This window comes from Streptomyces spiralis (assembly GCF_014654675.1).
Lineage (GTDB): Bacteria > Actinomycetota > Actinomycetes > Streptomycetales > Streptomycetaceae > Streptomyces > Streptomyces spiralis.
Genome location: NZ_BNBC01000002.1, coordinates 82,716 through 99,038 on the forward strand (window position 1 = coordinate 82,716; position 16,323 = coordinate 99,038).

General features: G+C 71.3%; 16 protein-coding genes. 12 read left to right on the top strand and 4 right to left on the bottom strand.

Annotated features, from left to right (window positions below; translation table 11 throughout):
* Positions 1-14 precede the first annotated feature (14 nt).
* Positions 15-605, top strand: a complete 591-nt coding sequence (locus tag IE318_RS02800; RefSeq protein ID WP_373311059.1) for a GNAT family N-acetyltransferase — start codon at positions 15-17, stop codon at positions 603-605.
* A 21-nt stretch (positions 606-626) separates the two neighbouring features.
* On the opposite strand, the gene IE318_RS02805 is transcribed toward IE318_RS02800, so the two are convergent.
* Positions 627-1,310, bottom strand: coding sequence for a glycerophosphodiester phosphodiesterase (locus IE318_RS02805; protein ID WP_189895906.1), 684 nt, complete (start codon positions 1,308-1,310; stop codon positions 627-629).
* A 509-nt stretch (positions 1,311-1,819) separates the two neighbouring features.
* Between IE318_RS02805 and IE318_RS02810 the strand changes: the two genes are divergently transcribed.
* The 4 genes from IE318_RS02810 (at position 1,820) to IE318_RS02825 (ending at position 5,794) form a co-directional block, all read left to right on the top strand.
* Positions 1,820-3,217 carry a DUF6421 family protein gene (locus IE318_RS02810; RefSeq protein WP_189895908.1) on the top strand — a complete coding sequence of 466 codons (1,398 nt, stop codon included), beginning with the start codon at positions 1,820-1,822 and terminating at the stop codon, positions 3,215-3,217.
* 35 nt (positions 3,218-3,252) lie between these two features.
* Positions 3,253-4,005: an SDR family NAD(P)-dependent oxidoreductase gene (locus IE318_RS02815; RefSeq protein WP_189895911.1), complete on the top strand. Its 753-nt coding sequence runs from the start codon at positions 3,253-3,255 to the stop codon at positions 4,003-4,005.
* Complete coding sequence (locus tag IE318_RS02820; protein ID WP_189895913.1) at positions 4,002-5,072, top strand: threonine aldolase family protein; 1,071 nt, start codon at positions 4,002-4,004, stop codon at positions 5,070-5,072. Before IE318_RS02815 ends, IE318_RS02820 begins: the two co-directional genes overlap by 4 nt.
* A 128-nt stretch (positions 5,073-5,200) precedes the next feature.
* On the top strand, positions 5,201-5,794 hold the full coding sequence (locus IE318_RS02825) for a transglutaminase domain-containing protein (protein WP_189895914.1): 594 nt from the start codon (positions 5,201-5,203) through the stop codon (positions 5,792-5,794).
* Between the two features lie 37 nt (positions 5,795-5,831).
* On the opposite strand, the gene IE318_RS02830 is transcribed toward IE318_RS02825, so the two are convergent.
* Positions 5,832-6,560 carry a lysophospholipid acyltransferase family protein gene (locus IE318_RS02830; RefSeq protein ID WP_189895916.1) on the bottom strand — a complete coding sequence of 243 codons (729 nt, stop codon included), beginning with the start codon at positions 6,558-6,560 and terminating at the stop codon, positions 5,832-5,834.
* Positions 6,561-6,796: 236 nt separating this feature from the next.
* Between IE318_RS02830 and IE318_RS02835 the strand changes: the two genes are divergently transcribed.
* From IE318_RS02835 to IE318_RS02855, 5 genes are all read left to right on the top strand, one after another.
* Positions 6,797-7,144, top strand: a complete 348-nt coding sequence (locus IE318_RS02835) for a TlpA family protein disulfide reductase (protein ID WP_189895918.1) — start codon at positions 6,797-6,799, stop codon at positions 7,142-7,144.
* 198 nt (positions 7,145-7,342) lie between these two features.
* Positions 7,343-7,861, top strand: coding sequence for a flavin reductase family protein (locus IE318_RS02840; protein ID WP_030164327.1), 519 nt, complete (start codon positions 7,343-7,345; stop codon positions 7,859-7,861).
* 220 nt (positions 7,862-8,081) lie between these two features.
* Positions 8,082-8,867: an electron transfer flavoprotein subunit beta/FixA family protein gene (locus IE318_RS02845; RefSeq protein WP_189895920.1), complete on the top strand. Its 786-nt coding sequence runs from the start codon at positions 8,082-8,084 to the stop codon at positions 8,865-8,867.
* Positions 8,868-8,939: 72 nt separating this feature from the next.
* Complete coding sequence (locus IE318_RS02850; RefSeq protein ID WP_030164334.1) at positions 8,940-9,902, top strand: electron transfer flavoprotein subunit alpha/FixB family protein; 963 nt, start codon at positions 8,940-8,942, stop codon at positions 9,900-9,902.
* A gap of 201 nt (positions 9,903-10,103) precedes the next feature.
* Entirely contained in the window at positions 10,104-11,408 is a 1,305-nt protein-coding gene (locus tag IE318_RS02855) for a DUF6986 family protein (RefSeq protein WP_189895922.1), read from the top strand.
* A 45-nt stretch (positions 11,409-11,453) separates the two neighbouring features.
* Here IE318_RS02855 and IE318_RS02860 read toward each other — a convergent pair whose 3' ends face one another.
* Complete coding sequence (locus IE318_RS02860; RefSeq protein ID WP_189895924.1) at positions 11,454-12,554, bottom strand: LacI family DNA-binding transcriptional regulator; 1,101 nt, start codon at positions 12,552-12,554, stop codon at positions 11,454-11,456.
* 185 nt (positions 12,555-12,739) lie between these two features.
* On the opposite strand from IE318_RS02860, the gene IE318_RS02865 reads away from it, so the two are divergent.
* On the top strand, positions 12,740-13,693 hold the full coding sequence (locus IE318_RS02865) for an ROK family protein (protein ID WP_189895926.1): 954 nt from the start codon (positions 12,740-12,742) through the stop codon (positions 13,691-13,693).
* A gap of 77 nt (positions 13,694-13,770) precedes the next feature.
* Here the strand turns inward: IE318_RS02865 and IE318_RS02870 are convergent, their stop codons facing one another.
* Positions 13,771-15,813, bottom strand: a complete 2,043-nt coding sequence (locus IE318_RS02870; protein WP_189895929.1) for an NPCBM/NEW2 domain-containing protein — start codon at positions 15,811-15,813, stop codon at positions 13,771-13,773.
* Between the two features lie 210 nt (positions 15,814-16,023).
* Between IE318_RS02870 and IE318_RS02875 the strand changes: the two genes are divergently transcribed.
* Positions 16,024-16,218: a hypothetical protein gene (locus IE318_RS02875; protein ID WP_030164347.1), complete on the top strand. Its 195-nt coding sequence runs from the start codon at positions 16,024-16,026 to the stop codon at positions 16,216-16,218.
* Positions 16,219-16,323: the final 105 nt, after the last annotated feature.

Genomic DNA, 16,323 nt, shown 5'->3' on the forward strand with positions numbered 1-16,323 from the left:
CCTTCGCCCCCGCCCTGCCGCGCCCGAGACCCTTCGGTCGCGCCCGAGACCGAAAGGCATCAGCCATGGACACCGCCGCCCCCGGACTGACCTTCCGCGACGCCACCGAAGCCGACGTCGAGACCCTGGTCGCGCTGATCGAGTCGGCGTACCGGGGGGATTCCAGCCGGGCGGGGTGGACCACCGAGGCGGACATCCTCCAGGGACAGCGGACGGACCCGGAGGGTGTGCGGGCCGTGATCAAGTCGTCGGACAGCAGGCTGCTGACGGTGGAGCGGGGCGGCCGCGTGGTCGCCTGCTGCCAGCTCGAGCACCGCGGCGACCACGCCTACTTCGGCATGTTCGCGGTGAGCCCCACCCTTCAGGGCGCCGGCCTGGGCAAGCTGATCATCGCGGAGGCGGAGCGGCAGGCCCGCGAGACGTGGGCCGTCACGGAGATGCACATGACGGTGATCTCCGTGCGCGAGGACCTGATCGCCTGGTACGAGCGCCGCGGCTACCGCCGTACGGGACGGATGACCCCCTTCCCGTACGGCGACGAGCGCTTCGGCATCCCGCAACGCGACGACCTCCAGTTCGAGCTGCTGGTCAAGGAGCTCGCGTAGTCACCGCGCCACCGGCCCGCGTCACGCGGTGAAGCGGCCGGTGCGTTTGATCTCCGGGAAGTCCGTGGTGGCCCCGTCCAGCTCCAGGGCGCGTACGAACCGCAGCTGGGCCAGGGTGTTCACCACCCAGCCGATGATCCTCAGGTCCGCCGCGCGCGCGTGCTCGACGATCTCCAGGGTGAGCCGGCGGATGTTGAGGACGAGGGTTGCGGCGCCGACCGCGAGGGCGCGCTCGACGACCTCCTTGCCGTAGTGGTCGGCGACCAGCGCGGTGCGGACGCCGGGCACCAGGCGTGCGATCTCGGCGATCGCCTCGTCGTGGAAGGACAGCACCTCGACCCGGGACACCAGGTCCCGCCGGTGCATGACCTCCGCCAGCGCCCGCGCCGCCGCCGCGTCCTTGATCTCGGCCTGGAGCGGCGCCCGCACCGCGTCGAGGACCTCCTCGAAGACCGGGATCCGCTCGCCCTTGCCGGCGTCGAGCGCGCGCAGTTCGGCGAGGGTCTTGTCGGCGATCGGACCGCTGCCGTCGGTCGTGCGCTCCACGTCGGCGTCGTGCATGACGACGAGTGCGCCGTCCTTGCTCAGGTGCAGATCGAGTTCGATGGCGTCGAGGCCGGCCTGCTGGGCGGCGACGAAGGAACGGAGGGTGTTCTCGGGCTCGACACCCATGACTCCGCGGTGACCGATGGTAAGGAAGTTCAAGGTTCAACTCGCTTCCGTCGACGGCGGCTCGGCACGCACGCGGACCTCAGGGACCTCGTCGTCCACGCGGCAGTGCCGCAGCCTAATGGCCCGGACCCGCGATGAACCCGTGCGTACACGGGGCAGTGGGGTGACGGCCGGGATGCGACGGGCCCGTGACCCCCTGGGCTGTCACTCCGTCGTGGGCGAGTCCCGCGGATGTTGACCCCGGTGACCCGAAGGCCGTTCCGCCGTCGCCGCAGGCCGGAATCCGACCCCGGCTCCGGGGACGGCGCCTCACCCGAGTGGCCTAGGGGGTGTCTCGCCGATCATGCCGGGCTCGCGGCGGCTGATCCGGCCTGATCGACGAGACACCCCTTAGGGGAAGTGGCCGTGTCCGGGGCACTCGACAGGAAAATGGGCGGCGGCGACGGGCGACCGCAGGATAATTTTCGGAGGGTGCCCTTGCTGCGAGAAACCCCGCATGTATACGGTCTTCTTACGCGAGCTTCTCCCGTGGAGGATGGGTCATGACGGAAATTCTTGTGCAAGTGGGTGCGGAGGGACAGGTTCCTCCCGTGAGCAGGGTGGTTGAGCACCCGTCATGGCCCGTGCTCAAGGATGCCGTGGAGCAGATCCGGCCATGGCAGTCGAAGGACGGCTCCATCGACTTCGAGGCCGAGGGCGCCCCGGCCCGGAAGGACGTCGAGACCGTCCTGGGCCGCGTGATCGACGCGGTGGAGGAGCTGTCCCCGCTGCTGCCGCACGACGCCGCCTACCACGAGGCCCTGGTCAAGGACCTCCGGCGCTGGGCCGAGGGCGGCTTCGAGGTGCCGGACTTCCTCGACTCGCTGCTGGCCTTCCAGCCCGCCGCGCACCGCGAGGACGGCCTCCAGCACCTGGTCGTCTTCCCGATGTACACGCAGAACGGCAACCCGGACCGCAACCTGGAGGCGGTCGTGCTGCGCATGGTCTGGCCGGACTGGCTGGCCGAGCTGGAGCGCACCCGCTACGACAACCCGCTGTTCTGCGGCATCACGTTCGAGGACTTCACGGCCGGCTACGACACCAACTCCGCCGTCCTGTTCCCCGAGACCATCGCCGTGCGCGAGGCCCCGGAACGCTTCTCCTGGGGCGGCATCTTCTGCGACCGCGAGGCCGCCCGCTTCCGCCGGGTGACCGATGCCGCCGTCGGCCTCCTGGGCCTCGACCTGCCCGAGGACATCGCCGCGATGGTCCACGACCAGAAGCGCTGCGAGGAGGCCTTCGTGCTGTGGGACATGGTGCACGACCGCACCCACAGCCACGGCGACCTGCCGTTCGACCCGTTCATGATCAAGCAGCGCCAGCCGTTCTGGATGTACGGCCTGGAGGAGCTGCGCTGCGACCTCACCGCCTTCAAGGAGGCCGTGCGGCTGGAGAAGGACGGCGTCCCGCAGGCCCGTGACGTGCAGTACGCGGTGCTGTTCGACCGCATGTTCCGCTTCCCGGTCACCGGTGAGCGGGTGCGCAACTACGACGGCCTCGGCGGCCAGCTGCTCTTCGCCTACCTGCACAAGCACGACGTGGTGCGCTGGACCGACAACAAGCTCGCCATCGACTGGGAGCGCGCCCCGCAGGTCACCAACCAGCTGTGCGCCGAGATCGAGAAGCTGTACCGCGACGGCATCGACCGCCCGAAGCTGGTGCACTGGTTCGCCGGCTACGAGCTGGTCTCCCGCTTCCTCGCCCCGCACCCCGGCTCCAAGTGGGCCAAGGGCCCCGACGCCCTGGACCTGACCCAGCCGCCGCGCAAGCTCGTCGACGACGTGCTTCCGGACGAGTTTCCGCTGAGCATGTTCTACGAGGCCCTGTCCAAGAAACTGAAGAACGTGATCGCCTCCACCAAGGGGATCACTGCGGACAGCGCCGAGCGGGTCGCCGCGTGAGCGACCGCACCGGAAAACTTGCTCAGGAGGAGAAGATGGGGAACGGCAACGGGCCACTGAGCGGTGCGGTGATCGCGGTGGCGGGCGCGGGCGGACCCGCCGGCCGGGCGGCGCTGCTCAGGCTCGCCGAGGCGGGCGCGACCGTGGTCGGGGCGGACAACGACCCCGAGCGGCTCTCCCAGGCCGTAGACGCGGCTCGCTACGCCTGCGGCGGCGCCACCGTCACCGGGGACACCGTCGACCTGCTCGACCTGAAGTCCACCCAGGACTGGGCGGCCCACGTCGAGAAGGACTTCGGGCGGGTGGACGGCCTGGTCCACCTCGTCGGCGGCTGGCGCGGCAGCGAGACCTTCACCAAGACGAGCCTCGACGACTGGGACTTCCTGGAGCTGCTGCTCATCCGCACGGTGCAGCACACCTCCCTCGCCTTCCACGAGGCGCTCCAGCGCAGCGAACGCGGCCGGTACGTCCTGATCAGCGCCTCCGGCGCCACCAAGCCCACCGCCGGCAACGCCGCCTACGCCGCCGCCAAGGCCGCCGCCGAGGCGTGGACGCTGGCGATGGCCGACTACTTCCGCAAGGCGGGGGGTCCTGAGGGGCCGACGTCGGCGGCTGCGATCCTGGTGGTGAAGGCGTTGGTGCACGACGCGATGCGCGCCGAGCGCCCCAACGCGAAGTTCGCGGGCTTCACGGACGTCAAGGACCTGGCCGAGGCCATCACCGACGTCTGGGACAAGCCCGCCGCGGAAGTGAACGGAAACCGTCTGTGGCTGACCGAGAAGCCGTGAACCCTCCCAGGACCGACGCGCGTCGCCATCACGACCCGGAGGTCCGCGGTTTCGCCAGCGACAACTACGCCGGGGTCCACCCGGAGGTGCTCGCCGCACTGGCCCTGGCCAACGGCGGGCACCAGGTCGCGTACGGAGAGGACGACTACACCGAGAACCTCCAGCGGATCGTCCGCAGCCACTTCGGCGCCACCGCCGAGGCGTTCCCGGTGTTCAACGGCACCGGCGCCAACGTCGTCGCGCTCCAGGCCGTCACCGACCGCTGGGGCGCGGTGATCTGCGCGGAGAGCGCGCACATCAACGTCGACGAGGGCGGCGCCCCCGAGCGCATGGCCGGCCTGAAGCTGCTCACCGTGCCCACGCCCGACGGCAAGCTCACGCCGGAGCTGATCGACCGGCAGGCCTACGGCTGGGAGGACGAGCACCGCGCGATGCCGCAGGCCGTCTCGATCACCCAGAGCACGGAGCTGGGCACCCTCTACACGCCCGAGGAGATCCGCGCGATCTGCGAGCACGCCCACGCGCACGGGATGAAGGTGCACATGGACGGCTCCCGGATCGCCAACGCGGCCGCCTCCCTGGACGTCCCCATGCGGACGTTCACCAACGCGGTCGGCGTCGACATCCTCTCCCTGGGCGGGACGAAGAACGGCGCGATGTTCGGCGAAGCGGTCGTCGTCCTCAACCAGGACGCCGTCCGGCGGATGAAGCACATCCGCAAGATGAGCATGCAGCTCGCCTCCAAGATGCGCTTCGTCTCGGTGCAGTTGGAGGCCCTGCTGGCCAAGGACCTGTGGCTGCGCAACGCCCGGCACGCCAACGAGATGGCCCAGCGGCTGGCGGAGGGCGTGCGGGCCGTGCACGGGGTGGAGATCCTCCACCCGGTCCAGGCCAACGGTGTCTTCGCCCAGTTGCCGCACGACGTGAGCGAGCGCCTGCAGAAGCGGTTCCGCTTCTACTTCTGGGACGAGGCGGCGGGTGTCGTGCGCTGGATGTGCTCCTTCGACACCACCGAGGACGACGTGGACGCCTTCGTGGCGGCGCTGAAGGAGGAGATGGCCCGCTGACGGCGCCGCCGGAGACCGCGGGTGAGCGCCGGAGAGCGGCGGTGAGCTGTCGGCGAGATCTGCATAGTTATGCGATCACTTGAAAAGTCATTGACTGGCGAGTGATCGCATTCCTATGCTCTGCGGACATGGAGCTGATCCAGAACACCCCCGACCTGTCCGCCTATTTGGCCGCGGACGAAGCGATCGACCACGACCACCCGGTGGTCCGCGAGACGGCCGCGCGTCTCGCCGAGGGGGTGGCGGACTCGTATGCCTATGCGCGATCCGCGTACGAGTTCGTGCGCGACACCATCCCGCACTCGCAGGACTCCGGCGACCCGCGCGTCACCTGGCGGGCCTCCGACGTCCTGACGCGACGCACCGGCATCTGCCACGCCAAGGCCCATGCGCTGGCCGCCCTGCTGCGGGCCGAGGACATCCCGACGGCGCTGTGCTACCAGCGGCTGACGTTCGACGACGGCAGCGGGCACGTGGTGCACGGACTGGTCGCCGTACGGTTCAACGGCGCCTGGCACCGGCAGGACCCGCGCGGCAACAAGCCGGGCGTCGACGCCCAGTTCTCCCTCGCCGGTGAACGCCTGGCCTTCGCGCCCGACCCGGAGTCGGATGAGGCGGACCACCCGGTTCTGTACTCCGAGCCGCACCCGGCCGTGCTGAGCGCCCTCAAGGCCGCGCCCGACCGGTCGTCGCTGTGGAGGACGCTGCCCACCGCACTCTGATCCCGAGGCGAGGGACGGATGCCGCTTCGGCGGGGGATCAGTGCGCCGTGGCCATGCGGAGCTGTTCCGGGGTCGGGGCCGTGCCGCCGAGGTGGGCGGGCATCCACCAGGTGTCCTCCGGGCCCTTGGGGCGTACGGGGTAGGCGCGCTGGGCCGCCTCCAGCAGCTCCTGGACGCGCTCGCGCAGCCGGCGCGTGATGGCCCCCGCGTACTGGTCGCGAGGGGCCTCGACCGCCTCGCCCACCCGGACCGTGATGGGGGTGTGGCTGCGCCGGAAGTTGCGCGGGTGGCCCTTGGTCCACAGCCGCTGGGTGCCCCAGACGGCCATCGGGATCAGCGGGACGCCCGCCTCCTGGGCCAGGCGGGCCGCACCCGACTTGAAGCTCTTGAGGGTGAAGGACTCGGAGATGGTGGCCTCCGGGAACACGCCGATGACCTCGCCGGACCTCAGCGAGTCCAGCGCGTGGGCGTACGCCGCCTCGCCCTGGGAGCGGTCCACCGGAATGTGCTTCATGCCGCGCATCAGCGGACCGGAGATCCGGTGCCGGAAGACCGACTCCTTGGCCATGAAGCGCACCAGGCGCTTCTGGGGCAGTGCCGCCAGCCCGTTGAAGATGAAGTCCATATAGCTGATGTGATTGCTCACCAGCACGGCGCCGCCCGAGCGCGGGATGTTCTCCGAACCACGGCAGTCGATCTTGAGGTCCCACACCTTGAACATCGTGCGGGCCAGGCCGATGACGGGACGGTAGACGAGTTCTGCCATGGGCGAGGCGGACCCTTCTGTCTGCCAGGGAAGGGGCTCCCGGCAAAGTTACGCTGCCGTAGGTTTACGGCCTGTCGCAGATCGTGCCCGAAGAACGGCCGGGGGGCCAGTCAGCGTGCCCGTCCGCGGCGAGATCCTCGTCACGTCGGGGGAATCGTCGCGGGCCGGTGAACGCTGAACCGTACGGCAGCAGCGCGCCCACGCGGGCGCGATGACGGTGGAACAGGAGAGCACAGGTGGGCGGACGGACCGGGGACCGGTGGCTGGGTGCGGCCGATTTGGGCGAGGGGCTGGGCGCGCGCGCCACGCTGGTGCAGTTCTCCACCGCCTTCTGCGCACCCTGCCGGGCGACCCGCAGGGTCCTGAGCGAGGTGGCCGGAATGGTCCCCGGAGTCGCCCACGTGGACATCGACGCCGAGGACCACCTGGACCTCGTACGCGAACTGGACATCGTCCGGACCCCCACCGTGCTGGTCCTCGACGCCGGCGGCCGCATCGTGCGCCGCGCCGCGGGTCAGCCCCGCAGGGCGGACGTCATCGCGGCCCTCGGAGCGGCGGTCAAAGGCCCCGGCACGGGCCAGTGAGGCATCTCCCACGTTCCGGGGGCGTACTTGACTGCACGCACCACCTATCGTCAGCCTGACCCGTATGCCTTGGGAACTCCTTCGTCCCGGACGGGAACGCCGTCGGACGGCCGTCCTCGCCCGCACCGCGAGCGCGCGCTGTCCGGACTCCTGAGCAGCCACGGATCCCGCGCCTCCCTCCAGCAGAAGGACAACTCCATGACGGCCCCGTCCGACCTCGTCCCGCCCGCCGCCGCCCGGCTCGCCTCGCCCGACCTGCTCCGCTCCGTCTTCCGGCGGCACGCGGCAGGCGTCGCGGTGATCACCGCTCGCGGCGAGGCGGGACCGGTCGGTTTCACCGCCACCTCCCTGACCTCCGTCTCCGCGGAGCCCCCGCTCGTCTCCTTCGGCATCGGCACCACGGGCTCCAGTTGGCCCGCGATCTCCCGCACCGACCACATCGGCGTCCACATACTCGGCGAGCACCAGGAGGAACTGGCCGCCACCTTCGCCCGCAGCGGCGCCGACCGGTTCGGCCCGGCCACGTCCTGGCGCGAGGGCCCCGAGCGGGTGCCCGTTCTCGACGACGTACTGGCCTGGCTGGTCTGCCGGGTCGTCGGGCGCGTTCCGGCGGGCGACCACCGCCTCGTCATCGCCGAGGTCGTCCACGGCGACCCCACTGGCACCGGGCGTCCGCTGGTGTACCACCAGGGACGTTTCAACGGTCTGCGCGACTGAACCCGCGGCCCACCCGCCTGCGGAACGGTCGAGTTCCGGTTACGCTGCGTTGCGAAGGTCACAGTTCAAAGCGCTTGCTTAGCGGGCATGAACTGGGTGTACTGGCGAGTAATGTTCCGGCCGGGACGCGGGGTCGCCCCGACCGGGATCGGCCGCTTCAGGCGCCTATGCTGCCTGCAAGAAGGCAGCCCTGAAATGACGATGCAGTAGGAGAGCCGGCGTGAGCTTGAGGATCGTTGTCACTGTGAAGTACGTGCCCGACGCCACTGGCGACCGGCACTTCGCCGATGACCTGACCGTCGACCGGGACGACGTGGACGGTCTGCTCTCCGAGCTGGACGAGTACGCCGTCGAGCAGGCGCTGCAGATCGCCGAGGACGCCGACGACGCCGAGGTCACCGTGCTGACGGTGGGCCCGGAGGACGCCAAGGACGCGCTGCGCAAGGCGCTGTCCATGGGTGCGGACAAGGCGATCCACGTCGAGGACGAGGACCTGCACGGCACCGACGCCATCGGCACCTCCCTGGTGCTGGCCAAGGCGATCGAGAAGGCCGGCTACGACCTGGTGATCTCCGGCATGGCCTCCACCGACGGCACCATGGGCGTCGTCCCCGCGCTGGTGGCCGAGCGCCTGGGCGTTCCGCAGGTGACCCTGCTGTCCCAGGTGTCGGTCGAGGACGGCACGGTCAAGGGCCGCCGCGACGGGGACGCCGCCTCGGAGCAGCTCGAGGCGCAGCTTCCGGCCGTCATCTCCGTGACCGACCAGTCCGGTGAGGCGCGCTACCCGTCCTTCAAGGGCATCATGGCGGCCAAGAAGAAGCCGGTTCAGTCCTGGGACCTGTCCGACCTGGACATCGACGCGGACGAGGTCGGCCTGGAGAACGCCTACACGGTGGTCGAGTCGGCGGCCGAGCGCCCCGCGCGCACCGCGGGCACGATCGTCAAGGACGAGGGCGAGGGCGGCAAGCAGCTCGCTGAGTTCCTCGCGAGCCAGAAGTTCATCTGAGCCCAGAGGTTCGTCTGAGCCCGCATTCGCTTTCCGCCCCTCATACTTCGCAAGCAGGAGAGAAGAAGTCCCATGGCTGAAGTCCTCGTCTACGTCGACCACGTGGACGGTGCCGTCCGCAAGCCCACCCTGGAGCTGCTGACCCTGGCCCGCCGTGTCGGCGAGCCGGTCGCCGTCGCGCTGGGCAACGGTGCCGCCGACACCGCCGCCACGCTGGCCGAGCACGGTGCCGTGAAGGTCCTGACCCACGAGGCCGCCGAGTACGGCGAGTACCTGGTGGTGCCGAAGGTGGACGCGCTGCAGGCCGCGGTCGCCGCCGTGTCCCCGGCCGCCGTGCTGGTGCCGTCCTCCGCGGAGGGCAAGGAGATCGCCGCCCGCCTCGCGCTGCGCATCGGCTCCGGCATCATCACCGACGCCGTCGACCTGGAGGCCGGCGACGAGGGTCCGGTGGCCACCCAGTCGGTGTTCGCCGCCTCCTTCACCACCAAGTCCCGTGTCTCCAAGGGCACGCCGGTCATCACGGTCAAGCCCAACAGCGCCGCCGTGGAGGCCGCTCCGGCCGCCGGTGCGGTCGAGGCCCTGAGCGTGACGTTCTCCGACCAGGCCACCGGCACCAAGGTCACGGGTCGTACGGCGCGTGAGTCGACGGGCCGTCCGGAGCTGACCGAGGCCGCGATCGTGGTCTCCGGCGGCCGTGGCGTCAACGGCGCCGAGAACTTCGCGATCATCGAGGCGCTCGCCGACTCCCTCGGTGCGGCCGTCGGCGCCTCGCGTGCCGCGGTGGACGCGGGCTGGTACCCGCACACCAACCAGGTCGGCCAGACCGGCAAGTCCGTGTCTCCGCAGCTGTACATCGCCAACGGCATCTCCGGCGCCATCCAGCACCGCGCCGGCATGCAGACCTCGAAGACGATCGTGGCGGTCAACAAGGACCCGGAGGCCCCGATCTTCGACCTGGTCGACTACGGCGTGGTCGGCGACCTGTTCGAGGTCGTCCCGCAGCTGACCGAGGAGATCAAGGCCCGCAAGGGCTGAGTCCCGCCCGCCGGCTCGTACCCGAGTCGCCACGAGGCCCCCGTGACCCGCCCGGTCACGGGGGCCTCGGCGTTCTCCGGTTGTCCTCGGGCCGCCGAGGGCCCAGGCTGCGGACAGGTGTTGACCCCACGGAAGATCCATGGATAACTTCGCTCTACGGATTGTTGATTCCGTAGAGTGGAATAACTGGAGGGTGTGGGAATGGGTCACGGCCAGCAGGAGCAGGTGGCGACGAGCCTGGCGGGCGCCGTCAGCGAGGAGATCAGCGCCTCCCTCGCACCGGTCGACGCCGAGCTGGAGCGCCGCTACCCGGGCGACCCGGGGACCCGCCAGCCCGTCCACACCGTCTACGTACCCGGTGACGTCTTCGCCGCCGACACCATCCGCTCCTGGGGCGACCAGGCCCTCGCCGCCCTCGACGAACACGCCCCCGACGCCGCCGCCTTCGCCCGCGTGCTGGGGCTGAGCGACGAACTCGCAGAGCCGGTCTACTCGCGCGTCCGCGCCAAGCTGGAACGCGAGCCGATCGAAGACCTGCGCATCGACTTCGAGGACGGCTACGGGCCCCGGCCCGACGCCGAGGAGGACCAGGCGGCCGCCCGCGCGGCCCGGCTGGTCGCCGAGGCGTACGCGAAGGACACGGCGGCGCCCTACATGGGCATCCGCATGAAGTGCATGGAGGCACCGGTGCGCGACCGGGGCATCCGCACCCTCGACGTCTTCCTCACCGGGCTGATGGAGGCCGGCGGCCTGCCCGGCGGGCTGGTCCTGACGCTGCCCAAGGTGACGTACCCCGAGCAGGTCACTGCGATGGTCCGGCTCCTGGAGGCCTTCGAGAAGGCCCATGGGCTTCAGCCGGGCCGCCTCGGCTTCGAGATCCAGATCGAGACCAGCCAGTCCATCCTCGCCGCCGACGGCACCGCCACCGTCGCCCGTATGATCCAGGCCGCCGAGGGCCGGGCCACGGGCCTGCACTACGGCACCTTCGACTACAGCGCCTGCCTCGGCGTCTCGGCCGCCTACCAGGCCAGCGACCATCCGGCCGCCGACCACGCCAAGGCCGTCATGCAGGTCGCCGCGGCCGGCACCGGCGTACGCGTCTCGGACGGCTCCACCAACGTCCTGCCGGTCGGCCCGACCGAGAAGGTGCACGACGCCTGGCGGCTGCACTACGGCCTCACCCGCCGTGCCCTGGCCCGCGCCTACTACCAGGGCTGGGACATGCACCCCGGCCACATCCCCACCCGGTACGCGGCCGTGTTCGCCTTCTACCGCGAGGGGTTCGAGCAGGCGGCGGCCCGTCTGTCCCGCTACGCCAGCCGCACCGGCGGCGACGTGATGGACGAGCCCGCCACCGCCAAGGCACTCGGCGGCTACCTGCTGCGCGGCCTGGACTGCGGCGCCCTCGACATCGCCGAGGTGGCCCGCCTCACCGGCCTGACCCGGGCCGACCTGGAGGGCTTCGCCGCACCGCGCCGCGGCGACCTCACGGCCTCCGCCCAGTAGTCCGGGGCGGACGCCGCCCGTGTCGCGCGATGCGCCGGCGTCCGCTCAGACCGAGGGCGGCAGCTCGCCCGAACCCCGTGTGACCAGCCGGGTCGGCAGCTCGATGCGTTCGGGGCCGAGAAGGGTGCCGTCCAGCTGCCGGAAGAGGCGTTCGGTGGCGGTGCGCCCGAGGGCCGCCGCGTCCTGGGCGACGACGGTGACGCCCGGCTGGAGGAGGTCGGCCAGCTCGATGTCGTCGAAACCGACGAGGGCGACCGGACGGGGCAGCCCGGCCAGGACGCGGATCACCGTGACCGTCACCCGGTTGTTGCCCGTGAAGACGGCGGTGACCGGCTCCGGCCCGGTCAGCATGGCCTCGGCGGCCCGGCGCACCCGCTCCGGATCGGTGACGCCCAGCGACATCCAGGAGTCCGCCACGGATATCCCCGCGTCCTCCATCGCCGCCCGGTAGCCGCGCAGACGCTCGGCGGCGGTGTGGATCCGGGGCATGTCGCCGATGAAGCCGATCCTGCGGTGGCCGTGCGCGATCAGGTGCGCCACGCCGTCGCGGGCACCGCCGAAGTTGTCCGACAGCACGACGTCGGCGTCTATGCGGCCCGCCGGGCGGTCCACGAACACCGTCGCCACGCCCGCCCTGATCTCCGGTTCCAGGTACCGGTGGTCGTCACCGGCCGGGATCACGACCAGCCCGTCCACCCGGCGCGCACACAGCGCGAGCGCCAGCTCCTGCTCACGGTCGGGGTCCTCCGCGCTGGAGCCGTTGATCAGCAGGGCCCCGTGCGCCCGGGCGACCTCCTCGACCGCGCGGCTCAGCGGCCCGTAGAACGGGTCGGCGAGGTCCTCCAGGATCAGCCCGATGCTCGCCGTACGGCCCTTGCGCAGCACCCGCGCGCTGTCGTTGCGCCGGAAGCCGAGGGCCTCGATGGCCTCCTGGACGCGCCGCTCGGTGTCCGGGGTGACGCCGGGCTCGCCGTTGACCACCCGGGAGACGGTCTTCAGACCGACGCCGGCCCGGGCCGCCACGTCCTTCATCGTCGGACGGTTGCCGTAGCGGGTCCCGGACGGGCGGTCCCGGAGGCGGTCGGCCGGGCGGTCTGCTCGGGGTGCGGGCTCTGGCACGATGCGGCGTCCTGTCCTGTCGTCCACGGAGGGGGCGGTTCGATCCCCGGGTGCGGTGCGTATGAGGATGTGGCGTCGAGCATAGAGCCTGGACAACGTTGTCATCAGCGAGAGAGACTGTTCACCGCATACTCCGGCCTGCGCCCCCACCGCGAGACCGGGCTGCGCGCACCTCTTGGTTCCTTCATGGTTGACGGGGAGATCTGACTCAGATGCACACCGACCTCGTGGCGGCGCTCGACATCGGCGGCACCAAGATTGCCGGAGCGCTGGTGGACGGCCACGGCAGCATCCTGGTGCGCGCGCAGCGCGCCACGCCCGCGCAGGAGGACGGCGACACCGTGATGCGGGCCGTGGAGGACGTGCTGGGGGAACTGGCCGCGACGCCGCTGTGGGGGAGGGCCCGGGCCCTCGGCATCGGCAGCGCGGGCCCGGTGGACGCCTCCGCCGGCACGGTCAGCCCCGTCAACGTGCCGGGCTGGCGCGACTATCCGCTCGTCGAGCGGGCCCGGGCCGCCACGGGAGGGCTGCCCGTGGTGCTGATCGGTGACGGCGTGGCCATCACGGCGGCCGAACACTGGCAGGGCGCCGCCCGCGGCCACGACAACGCGCTGTGCATGGTGGTCTCCACCGGCGTGGGCGGCGGCCTGGTCCTGGGCGGCCGGCTGCACCCCGGGCCGACGGGCAACGCCGGCCACATCGGCCACATCAGCGTCGACCTGGACGGCGACCCGTGCCCGTGCGGCTCACGCGGCTGCGTCGAGCGCATCGCCAGCGGCCCGAACATCGCCCGCAGGGCTCTCGAGAACGGCTGGCGCCCGGGTCCCGACGGTGACACCTCGGCCGCCGCGGTGGCCGCCGCCGCGCGCGCCGGGGACGCGGTGGCCGTGGCCTCCTTCGAGCGTGCCGCCCGGGCCCTGGCCGCGGGCATCGCCGCGACCGCGACTCTCGTCGAGATCGACATCGCGGTGATCGGCGGGGGAGTGGGCAAGGCGGGCGACGTGCTCCTCGCCCCTCTGCGCCAGGCCCTCGCCGACTACGCGACCCTCTCCTTCGTCCGGCACCTGACCGTCGTCCCGGCCCGCATGGGCACCGACGCCGGCCTGGTGGGAGCCGCCGCGGCGGCCCTGGAGGCCCGGGCGAACACCACGGCCGCCGGCGTCTGACGGCGACGACCGCCGCGGAGGCCCCGCACGGGACCCGCCCTTCTCGGCCGGGTCCCGCACGCAGACTGTCGGGTGCCTCAGCAGCTGAGCTGCGCGTTCGCCCAGTCCGCGTGGTCGGAGTCGGTGTTGTCGCCGCCGTTGGTGACGACGAGCCGGATCACCTGCGCCCCGGTGACGTCCGCCGTGATCGGCTGGGCGGGCATGGCGTTGGTGAGGACGCCGGTCGAGGCGGCCTTGGTGCCGTCCGCCCAGATCTCGAAGGCGACGGTGCCCTTGGCGCCCTTCTCGTCGTCGACGCCGACGTCCGCGGTGACCTTGGTGCACGCCCCGCCGGTGTAGTACTCCACGTCGCTCTGGGCATGGACGCCGAGCCCCTTGGCGTACACCACACCGCCGATGGTGATCGGATGGCCGTCGCCCGCGGCGCTCTCGCCGTTGCTCGTGTTGCGCTCCACGGGACCGTAGCCGTTGGTCGCCGACAGCCAGGGCAGGTCACCGAGGTACGACGTTCCGGCGGGCGGCGGTACCACCACGGACGCGCTGAGCGGCAGGGTGCTGTCGACGCGTTCGCCGGTCGGGGAGCGGTGAGTCGCCTTCAGCGTCAGGTCGTACGAGCCCGTGGGTGTGCCGGGCGGCGCCGTGACCGTCCACGCGGTGCGCAGTGCCCTGCCGGTCGGTACGACGAGGGCGGTCGTCGGGGACTGGGCCCGCACCGTCCAGCCCTCCGGGCCGCTCAGCGACACGCTGACGCGGGTGGCCGGTGTGCGGCCCAGGTCGGTGACCGTGGTGGTCAGGCCGGCGGGCTTGCCCGCCTGGATCAGCGGGCTGCCGCTCAGGCCGAGTTCGACGGCGGGCGGGTTCTCGGCCCAGCGCGGGTCCGCCGACACCCGGACGAGGATCGTGCCGTGGGCCGGGACGGTGGCCGAGATCGCGCCGGCGGTGTTGTAGCTCCGGTGCTGCCACAGGTCGCGCAGGGTGTAGGCGTCCGCGTCGGGCAGTCCCACGGCCCGCGCGGTGGTGGCGATGCGCTGCGGGGCGCCGGTCTCGTTGAACAGGGCCACCGCGCGGCTGCCGTCCTTCATCTCCTTGGCGACCACCCAGCGTCCGCCCTCGGAGGAGACGACGGCGCCCTGCTTGCCCAGGGGGTCCTGGTCGACGGCGATGACCTCCTTGTTGGCCAGGATGTCGAAGGTCGCCGGGGAGGCCTTGCGCAGGTCCGAGCCGATGAGGAGCGGCGCCGCCATGACCGACCACATCGAGAAGTGCGTGCGGTACTCGGTGTCGGTCATGCCGCCGTTGCCGACCTCCAGCATGTCCGGGTCGTTCCAGTGGCCGGGACCGGCGTACGGGGCGAGCGGCAGGTTCTGCTTCAGGATCGACAGCATCGAGCCCCAGCTGTCGCTGATGTCACCGGTGGTGCGCCACAGGTGTCCGACGTCCGACGCCCACTCCCAGGGCTTGTTCTGCCCCCACTCGCAGATGCTGTAGACGATGGGCCGGCCGGTCGCCTCGAGGGCGTCCCGCATGGTGGTGTAGCGCTGCTTGGCGTCCACACCCTGGTTGTTGCAGTTGTCGTACTTGAGGTAGTCGACGCCCCAGTCGGCGAACTGCTGCGCGTCGCTGTACTCGTGACCGAGGGCGCCCGGGAAGCCGGCGCTGTTGCACGTCTTGGTGCCCGCGCTGGTGTAGATGCCGAGCTTGAGCCCCTTGGAGTGCACGTAGTCGGCGACCGCCTTGATCCCGTTCGGGAAGCGGACCGGGTCGGGGACGAGCTTGCCGTCGGCGTCCCGGCTCGGCAGGGCCCAGCAGTCGTCGAGGTTGACGTACTGGTATCCGGCGGCCTTCAGGCCCTTGTCGACGAAGAGGTCGGCGATGCCCTTGACCATGGACTCGTTGAAGTCGGCACGGCAGTGCGTGGAGTTCCAGTTGTTGAAGCCCATCGGCGGGGTGAGGGCGAGCCCGTCGGCGAGGGCGGGCGTCGCCGCGTCTTCGACGGGCGTGGCGCCGGACTGGACGGGGGCCGCGACGACGGGTACGGCCAGTCCGGCCGTACACAGCAGTCCCGCGGTGAGGGTGCCGAGCACTCTTCGGCGGATCGTGCGCGTGTGCGGGTGGCGCATGGGAGCGTTCCTCCGAACTCGCGAGGACGAGGTGGGCAGTGACGTCATGTTCGCATCATTGAAGCGCGCTTACGTTAGAACCTGTCGAACTCTGTTGGAAGGGGCGCGGCCGATCTGTTCGATACCGTTCAAGCGGAGGGTTCCTGTCAGCAACGCGCCGCCGTCGACGGGGTGCGTGACCTCCGCCGGGCCGACGCAGTTGAACCGGCCATGAAGAAGCGCAGCATGCTCGCCCTCGCCTCCCTCGCCACCGGCTTCGTGGTGGCCGCCGTCACCCCCTCGCACGCCGCCGACCGCGGCGCCCTGGAGGATCTGAACGTCAAGGACACCGTGGGCACGATGGACCACCTCGTCAGCCAGGACAGCCTCGACCTCGGCGACGGCCCCCTGGGGCAGGACGCCTGAGGCCGGTCCGGACACGGACGGCGGCGCCGGCGCCCCCTCGCGGGGGTGCCGGCGCCGTGGCGTGTCCGCGCCCTCAACTGGGCCTGGTTTCCGTGGCAGGGTGAA

What these genes read in the sequence shown, in the direction of transcription:
- IE318_RS02810 (WP_189895908.1), top strand. Translation starts at nt 1,820, where the DNA reads ATGACGGAAATTCTTGTGCAAGTGGGTGCGGAGGGACAGGTTCCTCCC.
- IE318_RS02815 (WP_189895911.1), top strand. Translation starts at nt 3,253, where the DNA reads ATGGGGAACGGCAACGGGCCACTGAGCGGTGCGGTGATCGCGGTGGCG.
- IE318_RS02825 (WP_189895914.1), top strand. Translation starts at nt 5,201, where the DNA reads ATGGAGCTGATCCAGAACACCCCCGACCTGTCCGCCTATTTGGCCGCG.
- IE318_RS02830 (WP_189895916.1), bottom strand. Translation starts at nt 6,560, where the DNA reads ATGGCAGAACTCGTCTACCGTCCCGTCATCGGCCTGGCCCGCACGATG.
- IE318_RS02840 (WP_030164327.1), top strand. Translation starts at nt 7,343, where the DNA reads ATGACGGCCCCGTCCGACCTCGTCCCGCCCGCCGCCGCCCGGCTCGCC.
- IE318_RS02850 (WP_030164334.1), top strand. Translation starts at nt 8,940, where the DNA reads ATGGCTGAAGTCCTCGTCTACGTCGACCACGTGGACGGTGCCGTCCGC.
- IE318_RS02855 (WP_189895922.1), top strand. Translation starts at nt 10,104, where the DNA reads ATGGGTCACGGCCAGCAGGAGCAGGTGGCGACGAGCCTGGCGGGCGCC.
- IE318_RS02865 (WP_189895926.1), top strand. Translation starts at nt 12,740, where the DNA reads ATGCACACCGACCTCGTGGCGGCGCTCGACATCGGCGGCACCAAGATT.
- IE318_RS02870 (WP_189895929.1), bottom strand. Translation starts at nt 15,813, where the DNA reads ATGCGCCACCCGCACACGCGCACGATCCGCCGAAGAGTGCTCGGCACC.
- IE318_RS02875 (WP_030164347.1), top strand. Translation starts at nt 16,024, where the DNA reads ATGAAGAAGCGCAGCATGCTCGCCCTCGCCTCCCTCGCCACCGGCTTC.